This is a genomic window from Pelagibacterium lacus (genome assembly GCF_003345525.1).
Taxonomy (GTDB): domain Bacteria; phylum Pseudomonadota; class Alphaproteobacteria; order Rhizobiales; family Devosiaceae; genus Pelagibacterium; species Pelagibacterium lacus.
Window position 1 is genome coordinate 1 of sequence record NZ_QQNH01000045.1, and the last position, 10,432, is coordinate 10,432.

Consider the following 10,432-nt stretch of genomic DNA (forward strand, 5'->3'; position numbering starts at 1 on the left):
ATAGGTGGACGACTTTTAAGCCGCCCGCAGCAGGACAATCCAGCCGCTACCGTGGACTAATTTTGCACCGCCGTTCTCAGGCGTCCCTGCGATGACGAGCGCGGAGCAACTTCTGTCATCCAGATGACAGTCTCCACCGCCTCGACCTGGCAGAAAAAGGGCTTCTGATTGGCAAATTCGTGCGTTCGCCAGTGCCGAAGCAAGCGCGCCGTGGTGGGCGTCACCTGCCACTGGCTTTCGGGAAGTCGGCGCCAGTGCCATATGCCGATCTCGGGGCAGAGGAGGTCAGTGCTCAAAACTATCGGAATTCAATGCGCGAACACACCTCGGGCAACCTCGGGCAACCTCCTACAATCCCAATAATCCCCCCTGAGCATTGAAAGTTAGTCCGTGACCAATGTGCTATCCTACCGGACGTCCGTAGATTTAGCTACGACATGCGCTGGCCCGTCATGGAGGAAACAAGATAGCTTTTCAGCCAGCGGGCTGCAGATTTGGCAGCGGTCCTGACCCTTGTATGGCGAGTAATCGAAGGTTGGCTATTTCAGGAATTCTACCGCGCAAAAGCAACCTTTCTTCTACGATGCTCATATCGCGATCGAGTCGGCCTAGCGGAAAAACGTTTTTGGTCCATTTCTGTCAACCAAATGTAAACCTTTGACAACCCTACCCCAGCAAAACTGGGCTTTCTGTCAACTTAGCGGGTTGACACTTTCAACGTTCAAATAGGTATTTTAGGCGATTTCCAGCCCCTAGGGGTTACATTTGGGCGCCGTGTCAACCTGAATGTAAACCTTGTCAACCCCAGTTTGGCTCTATCGGCAAGCAAATCAAGGTCCGCCGGCGTAGACTGCCTGCTTGCCCTCCCTGCCAACCCACTGTCACGAGAGGGGCTCAGAAGTTTCCCCTGCAGCCTCCGACAGGTTCAGCTTGTCCGACGTCAGATCCGACACCGCCTTGCGCGGCCGCTCGTGCTCCTTCTGGAGCTCCTTCAACTGGCGCAACTGGTCCCGGCTCATGCCGCCATACTGCTTGCGCCACCTGTAGTACGTCAGCTCCAAAACGCCGATCCGGCGAACTGCATCTGCCATCGCCATGTCCTATTAAACGCGATATCAGGCGCCGCCCGATAGTTCAAAGAAGGCCTCGCGATTATTGTCGCATTGGCCCCAGGCATTAGCCCGGCGCCGCGCATCATAGGTGCTGCCCAGCGTTTCGATGATTTCGCCCGAGGCCGTCTGGTAGGCGAAATAGAAGAACCCCTGGCAATAGCGGGTGCCCTCAAGCGGACGGCGACATACGAGCATGGTGCTGTCCTCGACGCTGGCCGGGCGCATATCGCAGCGAAAGCCGTTGGCCAGCAGAGGTGGAACACGATCTTCCAGTGGATCATCTGCGGCAACGAAAGGCGCGAAGACCTCGGTCAGATTGTCCTCCCCGCCCTCTGAGGCTTCGACCAGCGCTTCGAACAATGCGCCCTTCGCCAAGGGTACTTCATGAAAGACGCTCCCATAAAGGACCGCAGCTCCGACCAACCCCGCCGCAGCGATCAGCACGCTTCCGATCATCGCTCTGCGCATTTGCAAACTCCCGTTCCTGTATAGTGCTGATTGGACGGTCGGACCCTTGCACATCTTGGCCCGACCCCAAGCATTCTGCTGCATAAAAAATTGTCATCGCGCACCAATGTTGCCGGTCGGCGCGACGTCCTATGAGCACAACAGACCCATAGGCGGAGGGACGACGATGAACCGGACGACAATCGCGCGCTAAGAGCGTCGCAGGCTCGCAACGAGCGCTACCCCCAAAGAAAAATATCAGACGTACCGGCGCGGGACCCGCCGCACCGGGAGGCCTTCCAGTGCCCGGATTCGGCGCATTGGCAGAACGGGGCACCTGCCTCACCACATCAACCAAAGGAGAAAGCGATGTTGGACCAAAACTACAGGAGCAATGACGGCCTGATCGAACTCGACTTGTCCCAGGTCGAACTGGTCGCGGGGGGCAATCCCCGCGCCGTGGCAAGCGCCGCGCGCTTCGGCTGGCGGGTCGGGTCGGCGATCTACAATCGCTACGACACCCAAATCCTCGACGCCATCGATTGGGTCCTCAACTGATCTACTCCCAACCTTTTTTGGAGACACAACCATGAAAACCCTTCCCATGGAAAACCTCGCGCAGGTCGCGGGTGGCACGTGCCGCATCAAGCCCCTGCCCATCCCTCCGCAGCGCCCGGTCCGCCCGGTGATTCCGCCCCAAAGGCCCGTGCCGATCTTGCCTATCGGCCCCATGCCGCTGCCGATCTGCCCTGCCCTACCGCTGATCTGATCGGCGCGCACAACCATTCAAACCAAGGAGAATATCGATGCGTGAACTCAAGACCAATGAAATCGAAGACGTTTCCGGCGGCGTCGGCCCCGGCGGAGCGGTGCTGGGGGCCGTGATCGGCGGCGTCGGTGCAGCCGTATCGGGCGGTAACGCCGGCCAGATCGCCGGAGCTGCGCTTCTGGGCGGTGTCGGCGGCTTTTTCGGCGCCATCGCGCTGGGTGGCTATGGCGGTGCGGTGACCGGCATGTTCGGCGCCAAGGCCGTAGCGGTGGGCGCCGCAACCAGCCTGATGACCCGCTAACCCCTTGATCCGGGATGGCGCGCCGGCCGCGCCATCCCAATTGTGGGAGACATCATCAATGTCGCTTTTCCGTCCCGAATCGCTGGAAGCCAAACGCCATGCCTGGCTGGGCCGACCCATTGTCCTGTCCAGCCTGTCGACCCGGGTGTTTGCGTGGTTTTCCATCCTGTTCGTCATCGCGGCGATCCTGTTCGTCTCGCTGGGCAGCTATACGCGGCGCGTCGAGGTGGCAGGGATCGTCATGCCCGTCGCGGGTATAACGCGCATGACCGCGCCACAGGGCGGCTGGGTGATCGACATCGCCGTCGCCGATGGCGACGAGGTGCGGAGAGGCGATGTGCTCTATCGGATCGGGGTGGATATCACCACCGCCCTGGGCAATACCCAGGATGCGATCAGCGACATCCTCAATGCCAAGCGTGACGAGCTCCAGGCCGCCCTCGAGCGCCAGAGCGCGCTGGACGCAGCCGAAAAGCAGCGCCTCGAGCAACAGATCGAAACGCTGGAATACCAATTGCCGCAGATCGAGGAGCAGATCGCGCTATCGGTGGACTTCACCGAGCAATTGCGCGCCTTCGCCGACCGCCAGCTCGACCTGCTCGACAAGGGCATTTCAGTGTCCGGCGAGGTGGAGGGGCGTTTGCAGGCCTATCATGCCGAACGGACCCGCCTCCCCCTGCTGGAGCGCGAAAAGGCGGAACTGGCGGGCGAACTCAGCCAGTTGCGCACGCAATTGGCGAATTTCGATCTCGCCAGCGCCGACCGGATCGGGCAATTGCACCAGCAGGTTCTCGATGTCGAACAGCAGATTTCCGAGGGCGAAGCGCGGCGGCAGATCACCATTACCGCTCCGCGCGAGGGTGTCGTCACCGCCATCTCGACCCTAGCCGGACAGACGGTCACCGCCGGCAGCCCGCTCCTGACCATCGTGCCCACCGAACAGCCGCTGGTGGCGCAATTGATCGTGCCGTCCAGCGCCATCGGGTTTTTGCGCGAGGGCGGCGATGTGCTGCTGCGCTACCAGGCGTTCCCCTACCAGAAATTCGGGCAGTACCGGGCCGAGATCGCCGAGATTTCTCGCGCCACCCTGCGCCCCGAGGAGGTCGCGCAGATCGGCGGCATGGGGATGGGGGATGCCGGCTTCTACCGCGTTGTTGCCCAGCCTGAACTGGCCTTCGTCAACGCCTATGGGCACCAGGAGCCGCTGCAGGCCGGCATGGAAGTCAGCGCGCATCTGCTGGTCGATACCCGCCCGCTCTACCAATGGATTCTCGAACCCCTCTACGGCCTGCGCGGCGGCGTCGCCACGGCCGCCGAACTGTGAGGAAACCCACCATGTCGCTCGAACTCACCCGGCGCATCTCCGCTCGTTTCGCGCGCACCACGCCCGTGGTACTGCAAACCGAAGCCGCCGAATGCGGGCTGGCCTGCATGGCCATGATCGCGGCGCGCCATGGCCACCGGCTCGACATGCCCGCCATGCGCCGGCGCTTTTCTGCCTCGATGAAGGGCGTCACCATGCGCGACCTGATCGGCATTGGCGCCGATCTGAAGCTCGCCACCCGTGCGCTGCGGCTTGAGCTCGACGATCTGGCCAAGCTGCGCCTGCCCTGCGTGCTCCATTGGGAGCACAATCATTTCGTGGTGCTCACCTCGGTCGGCGCGCGTTCGGCGACCATCCACGATCCCGGTTTCGGGCGCCGCGAGGTGCCGCTTTCCGAGGTCTCGGCGAAATTCACCGGCGTTGCGCTGGAGGCCTGGCCCACCGACCAGTTTGAAAAGCGCAATGAGAAGGTCGCCATTCGCATTGGCGACCTGGTGCGACGCACGACCGGCATCGGCAAGGCGGCGATGCAGATTCTCGCCATTTCCCTGCTGCTCGAACTGGCCGTGATCGCCGCACCCATCGGCTTCCAACTCATCCTCGACGAGGTGGTGGTCGCCGCCGATCATGATCTTTTGACGATCATTGCATTGGCGCTAGCTCTGCTGGTGACGCTGCAGGTGGCGGCGGGGTTTGCGCGGACCTGGATGACCATGACCATCGGAACAAGCCTTGCCCTGCAATGGAAGGTCGGGCTGTTCGACCACCTGATGCGCCTGCCATTACGCTATTTCGAGCGCCGGCATGTGGGCGATGTCGTCTCACGCTTCGGCTCGCTCGACGCCGTGCAGCGGACACTCACCAATGACGCGGTGCGCGCATTTCTCGATGGGATCATGTCCGTCGCGCTCATTGCCATGATGTGGCTCTATGGCGGCTGGCTGATCTGGGTAGCGTTGGCCAGTGTCGCCCTCTACGCGCTTATGCGCATGGCGACCTACCAGCCCTATCGCGCCCTCTCGGAAGAGGCCATCAGCCAGACAGCGCAGGAAAATTCGCACTTCATGGAATCGGTGCGCGGCATCAGCAGCCTCAAGGTGCTCAATCTCGAAACGCGGCGGCGCGAGGGGTGGATCAACAACCTCGTCGAACGTGTGAATGCCGAATTGCGGGTGCAGAAATTTGACGCCTGGTTCCAGGCGGCGAGCACCGCGTTGTTTAGCATCGATCGCTTGCTGATCATCTATTTCGGCATCGGCGCGGTATTGCTGGGTGACCTTTCAGTGGGAATGTTCGTTGCGTTCCTCGCCTATAAGGACCAGTTTGCCAGCCGCATCAACGGCTTCATCGACGTGCTGCTCGAATTCCGGATGCTGTCGTTGCATGGCGAGCGCATCGCCGATATCGCGCTTTCAGAGCCAGAGGAGGCCGACGACCGTGTCACGGCCCGTCCCGCCGCTACCGCGCCTGCCTACAAGCCCGCCGCGCTCGACATCCGCCAATTGGGGTTCCGCTATGCGGACAACGAGCCGCTGGTCTTGGATAACCTTTCGTTCCGCATCGAGGCCGGGGAATGCGTGGGCATTGCCGGCCCCTCGGGCACCGGAAAATCCACGCTGCTCAAGCTGATCTCCGGCTTGGCCACCCCCACCGCCGGCCAGGTCCTGATCGACGGGAAATCTCCCGACGCCATGGGGCTGGTCAACTACCGCCACAGGATCGGTTGCGTGTTACAGGACGACCGGCTGTTTGCTGGCTCGATCCATGAGAATATCGCCGGCTTCGATCCGGCCATCAATCCCGACTGGATCGTCCAATGCGCACAGATGGCCGCCGTCCATGACGAGATTATGGCCATGCCAATGGGATATGAAACGCTGGTCGGCGACATGGGCAGCACGCTTTCGGGCGGGCAACGCCAGCGCATCGTCCTTGCTCGCGCCATCGCTCGCCGCCCCGGTCTATTGCTGCTGGATGAGGCAACGAGCCATCTCGATCCTGATAATGAATGCCGCATCAACCAGGCAGTCAGGTCCCTGCCGATGACAAGGCTGGTCATCGCCCACAGGCAATCGACCCTGGACGCCACCGATCGCGTGCTGTTTCTCAACCCCCGGTCAGAGGATCAGGCAGCATGAAAGGACAAGCCATAGCTAATCGGCATCCCATTCCATGCGGCCAAACGGGGCTGGCCCCGGCGAGTGCTTGTGGCAAGGCGTGTTGAAAAATCCAACGACGTAAATATCCGCTTCGGTTTCAAAGCTCGAATCGAGAGCAAAGCCATCGCCTGTCGCAGGATCAATTGCCGCGATGTTCAGGCTGCCATTGTCGAGGGGGCGGTAGCGCGTGATGGTCCAGCCTTGTGTTTTCCAGCCGTCACCAACATCTTCAAGCACATCGGCGGCGTTGCCTGATGGCGCCGCGCTGGCCGGTGGCGGCGATCATGAGGGCCGCGAGATACTTCATGCCGGTCACTCTCCAATCGCTTGCCGCATTGAAGCATAAGAACGCGCAACAATCGTGCATCCTTGGGCGGGGCGCCATTTTATGTCTACAAAAGCCAGTTCCTCGTGCCCGGCGCCGGAGGATGCTTGTCGCGTACTATCGGCGCTCAATGGACCAGGTCATCGGGCGCGTATCGGCGTATCGCCGCGGCAACGGCAATCTGATCAAAACAGTAGAGCGGAACGGATCGCATAAGATATCGGGCCGCCCGCCCCCGGCCTGGGGCAAGGCTATGGGCCACGGAAAAAAGAACGCCGAACCATCCTGCGGTCGATGCCGAAGGATCGATCAAAGTCAGCGATTTACCTTGAGGGTCTCGACCGACAGCAATCCGATCCCAGGGAGCGTCGACACAGTAGCCCAAGCCACGATAGGTCACGCCTTGCCCGTCGATCCAAAGACGCAGGCCCAACATGTCGTGAGCCATAATGATTGCCAGAATGAAGGCTGGCGTGACAACAACAGGGGCCAGCCACCAGGCATCCGAACCGCTAGCCAGCCAGGAAACACAGACCGTTACGACGACCATGACCGCTATCGGGAACCCCGGAAGCCAGCGCCAGATTCCGACAAGAGGAAAACACAGAGCGCCGTTGCGGGGAACAGGATCCTTAGTGGCTTTCCTGGCAGTCACCCAATATCTCCGTCAGCGGATACTGATCGTGGGGATATCGAAAACAGCAAGGGCATTGATCGCCTCGCCGCGCACTGCCCCCAGGCTACCCAGGAATTCTCGCGCGCCTTCGTCGCCATAGGCCCTGCGGCTGACGGCGAACAGGGCGACGCCTTCGCCTTCAGCCAGCGGCATATAGCGATAGGCGTTCCATTCGATCAGGATCGGATCGGCACTGAGGTCGCTAACAACGAAGTCGAGCAGCACTTCACCGGTCGCATCGTTGTGGATGATCTCGTGGTTGGCCACCGGATCGGTCTCCTTACGCGCGGCGAGCGACTGGACCTGCAATGCTGCGGCCTGCGCCGGCGTGATGGCGCCGGCCACCGCTTCGACGAGCACCATGTCCGTATAGGCTTGGACTGTCTGGCCGGCTGGCACATATTCCTGCTTGAAATAGGCGTCCGAAGGCTGGGATGTCCAGGCCAGGACATAATCCTGCCCCTGAAATGAGATCGGCCCGGGCACGCCCAGCAAGTCGGATTGGGCGAGGGCGGGGGTAGGCAAAAGGAGGACCATAGCGGCCAAAGCGATTAGTTTGGAGTGCATCATTGAAGCCTCTGGCATTGAATATCACAGCTAGGACGATGCAGGGCCGGGCGCCATTGGTCCAGTGCCGCAAGTTTGCAGAGTGAGTTTTTGCCAAATCAGGACGCTGGACAGCGGCCACTTACGTCAATGCCGAATGGCCCGGCGGCGATGAGGATATCAGCCGAGGGCCGCCAGAACTCTATCCCCTGCTCTTCGAGAAGCGCCACCATCTCCTCCATTTCCGCCCTGACGGTCTCGCTGGCATCCTCCTGGCCGTAAGAGCGCATCAACTCATCGATATCGACAGACACGGAGAACCGTCGCCCCTCGATGTGTATGAGCGTCTGGGTCAGTTCGGTGTCATAGCTGGGAAGCACCTCGCGAACCGTAAACTCGGTGTCCCCGATCACCCGATAGAATGTAGAATCGGCGCCATCCGAGCAGTTTCTTGTCTGGCTCCGTTCCAGATCCTCCGGTCCAAACCCTACACCCTCCGTGCCCCAGTTCCGCACGGCATTGCCCAGCATGAACCATTGGCCATCGAGATCAGCGATGATCTCAGCGGGGTCGTCTGGACAGCCGATTGCCTCCAAATCCTCAGCGTTGACCGCCGACGCCACGGCGTCCAGTTGCGCGGCGAGATCAGCTGCACTCACTCCCCATCCCAACGTTGCGGATGCGAACAGGGCAGCAGCGGACACAATCAAAGGCTTCATTGGTAGCTCCAGGATGTCGATATCATAAGCTTGGACGCTCAGCGGGCATCAATCCTTGGCCGAAAGGGCCGACCTGCCGATACAATGGGGGGCTGCTGGCAGGCCGACCCTCACCCCAAGCAGGGAGGTCCGCCGCGACTGGGGCAATCACAGGCTCGTGAATGAATGTGGCATTGTTGGGGGCACGTACGGTCGTCTTCATCGTGCGGATGGGGTTGATGATCTCAGAGCAGTTCCGTGGACTACGATCATGTCCAACCCTGCTCGCTCGAAGCCTTGGGGACTACCAGTGCCTTTCGAGCAGGAACTGCACGGCTTTCTCTTCAAGATCGGCTAACCGCACAATACGTGATGACTAAAGAGCTCTGCCAAAGCGGAGGTTAGGACCACCTGACATCGCTGCACCCCGATCGATCCCTATCGCTGTGGTGGGGTTTTCCTAGGACTTCAACTTATTGTTCCGAACTTGAGACATTCCGTTGCAAATCCTCGACTAATCCTGGGCTGACGATAGCTGGTCGTGCATAGTGCTGCCCACCCACCACCAGCACTTCGACGGAAGGAAGTGCGCGCAGCAACTTATTCAGCGTGCGCCGACCGTAAGCGGAAATCTCAAAGTCAGGCATCTTTTCGAAGATGTGTTGGCCAAATATGCTCAGAGAAACGGGCTGTCCATCTACACACAATTTGCGGAGTTCGGGCAGCAACAATGCTTCAGCACGGGAAAATCTGGTCTTCAACGGTAGTGCAGGGAGATTCACTCGAGGGATCGGTCGCATCTCCTGGAATTTTGTGCAGGCGCGCCGGAAGGGCCGTGGTGTCGTTTTTTGTCCGAAGCCCATAACATGCTTACCGGCTGCTCGAATTCGATGAGCGAGCGGCGTAAAATCGCTATCGCTGGCGATGAGCACGAAGATGTCGATCTTGTGAGTGAGCAACAGCTCGATGGCATCGATGGCGAGTGCGATGTCAGACGCGTTCTTTCCCGGCACCAATGTAGGCATGCGATGCGCGACCATCCCGTTGGCAGAGATAATTTTCGACCAATAGCGAGACGTTGTCCCCGAGAAGTTTCCATAGACGCGCTGGACCGAGATATGTCCGCGTCTCGATACGCTTTGCAGCACGCGCTTTGCATTCTTGGGCGCGACACCATCTCCATCTATCAAGATTGCGATCCTCGGGCGGCGCACCGTCTTCCTTTGAAGAATGCGAAGCCAGAGGGCCGGCCTGGCCAGTATTTTACGCATGCTCATCCTCCTTTGCCCAACCCGCCACAAGTCGTTTGATAACTCCCATTCTCTCGATCGTGGGCATAGGTGGCTGTCCACCGTGGCCAAGTGCCATAAGCCACAACTCCTTCTTAATGCGATCGCCGGGACGACATCTGACCTGTGCTTTTATGCCATTGTGCATATTGCTATTTCCCGAAGATCGACCGCAGGGTGGAACGGGCGCGCGCCGTGAGGGTGGGATTGGTGTGTCCGGAAGCATCACGCAGTTCATTCAGCCATACGATCTCGTTGCGCGTGACGATCGTGCCGAGAATATCCTCGAGGGTACGCATTGCGGTTGCATCCAGCCGCTGTTCAAGGGCCAGCTGCAGAAGGTAGCGCGGATCAACATCCAGCGCCGTCGCCAAGGCCGGAACTCTGTCGATGGGCAGCGGCGCGCTGCCGTTCTTGAGCATCGACAGCATGCTGGGATTGAGAAACCCTGCCTCGGCTGCCACCTGGGCCTGGCTCTTGATGGAACGCAGTTCGAGAATCCGCTTCCCGAGGAAACGGGTCAGACGGCTATCGGCATAAGGTTTGGTGGGCATCGATCGCCTTTCAAGCAATGTGTAATGCTGTTGAACTTGCTTGATTTATAACGAACGCATGATCGGGACTGTTCTGGATGACCCCGAGCCTCCCGGTAGGAGCGTCCGAATTTTCGTGGCGATTGGCATAGTGGGTAAACAAGAAGTCCCATATGAGAACGGCGGTGCAAAATTAGTCCACGGTAGCGGCTGGATTGTCCTGCTGCGGGCGGCTTAAAAGTCGTCCACCTAT

12 protein-coding genes and 1 pseudogene are annotated in these 10,432 nt (G+C 60.1%); 5 read left to right on the forward strand and 8 right to left on the reverse strand.

What is annotated here, in order from left to right; translation table 11 throughout:
- Positions 1–883 precede the first annotated feature (883 nt).
- A pseudogene (locus tag DVH29_RS15605) lies at positions 884–1,088 on the reverse strand (transposase); the annotation flags it as partial.
- Positions 1,089–1,115: 27 nt separating this feature from the next.
- Positions 1,116–1,556: a hypothetical protein gene (locus DVH29_RS15610; protein ID WP_147276139.1), complete on the reverse strand. Its 441-nt coding sequence runs from the start codon at positions 1,554–1,556 to the stop codon at positions 1,116–1,118.
- A 372-nt stretch (positions 1,557–1,928) separates the two neighbouring features.
- On the opposite strand from DVH29_RS15610, the gene DVH29_RS15615 reads away from it, so the two are divergent.
- Genes DVH29_RS15615 through DVH29_RS15635 form a run of 5 tightly spaced genes read left to right on the forward strand, consistent with a single transcriptional unit; the run spans position 1,929 to position 6,091 of the window.
- The gene (locus DVH29_RS15615) at positions 1,929–2,117 is read left to right on the forward strand and encodes a hypothetical protein (RefSeq protein ID WP_114647115.1); all 189 of its coding nucleotides are present in this window, start codon (positions 1,929–1,931) and stop codon (positions 2,115–2,117) included.
- Positions 2,118–2,148: 31 nt separating this feature from the next.
- Positions 2,149–2,328 carry a hypothetical protein gene (locus tag DVH29_RS15620; RefSeq protein ID WP_114647116.1) on the forward strand — a complete coding sequence of 60 codons (180 nt, stop codon included), beginning with the start codon at positions 2,149–2,151 and terminating at the stop codon, positions 2,326–2,328.
- A gap of 37 nt (positions 2,329–2,365) precedes the next feature.
- A complete protein-coding gene (locus DVH29_RS15625) occupies positions 2,366–2,629 on the forward strand; it encodes a class IIb bacteriocin, lactobin A/cerein 7B family (RefSeq protein ID WP_114647117.1) in 264 nt (87 codons plus the stop codon).
- 58 nt (positions 2,630–2,687) lie between these two features.
- Entirely contained in the window at positions 2,688–3,953 is a 1,266-nt protein-coding gene (locus DVH29_RS15630; RefSeq protein WP_114647118.1) for an HlyD family secretion protein, read from the forward strand.
- Between the two features lie 11 nt (positions 3,954–3,964).
- On the forward strand, positions 3,965–6,091 hold the full coding sequence (locus DVH29_RS15635; protein ID WP_114647119.1) for a peptidase domain-containing ABC transporter: 2,127 nt from the start codon (positions 3,965–3,967) through the stop codon (positions 6,089–6,091).
- Between the two features lie 15 nt (positions 6,092–6,106).
- Here the strand turns inward: DVH29_RS15635 and DVH29_RS16280 are convergent, their stop codons facing one another.
- From DVH29_RS16280 to DVH29_RS15655, 6 genes are all read right to left on the reverse strand, one after another.
- Positions 6,107–6,349, reverse strand: coding sequence for a hypothetical protein (locus DVH29_RS16280; protein ID WP_147276140.1), 243 nt, complete (start codon positions 6,347–6,349; stop codon positions 6,107–6,109).
- A gap of 215 nt (positions 6,350–6,564) precedes the next feature.
- Positions 6,565–6,987 (reverse strand): hypothetical protein, encoded by a 423-nt coding sequence (locus DVH29_RS16285; protein WP_147276141.1) that lies wholly within the window; start codon positions 6,985–6,987, stop codon positions 6,565–6,567.
- A gap of 117 nt (positions 6,988–7,104) precedes the next feature.
- Positions 7,105–7,638 carry an HI_0983 family protein gene (locus DVH29_RS15640; protein ID WP_245945042.1) on the reverse strand — a complete coding sequence of 178 codons (534 nt, stop codon included), beginning with the start codon at positions 7,636–7,638 and terminating at the stop codon, positions 7,105–7,107.
- 140 nt (positions 7,639–7,778) lie between these two features.
- The gene (locus DVH29_RS15645; protein ID WP_114647121.1) at positions 7,779–8,378 is read right to left on the reverse strand and encodes a hypothetical protein; all 600 of its coding nucleotides are present in this window, start codon (positions 8,376–8,378) and stop codon (positions 7,779–7,781) included.
- A gap of 452 nt (positions 8,379–8,830) precedes the next feature.
- Positions 8,831–9,628 carry an NYN domain-containing protein gene (locus tag DVH29_RS15650; protein ID WP_158541707.1) on the reverse strand — a complete coding sequence of 266 codons (798 nt, stop codon included), beginning with the start codon at positions 9,626–9,628 and terminating at the stop codon, positions 8,831–8,833.
- A gap of 170 nt (positions 9,629–9,798) precedes the next feature.
- Positions 9,799–10,200 carry a helix-turn-helix domain-containing protein gene (locus DVH29_RS15655; RefSeq protein ID WP_114647123.1) on the reverse strand — a complete coding sequence of 134 codons (402 nt, stop codon included), beginning with the start codon at positions 10,198–10,200 and terminating at the stop codon, positions 9,799–9,801.
- Positions 10,201–10,432: the final 232 nt, after the last annotated feature.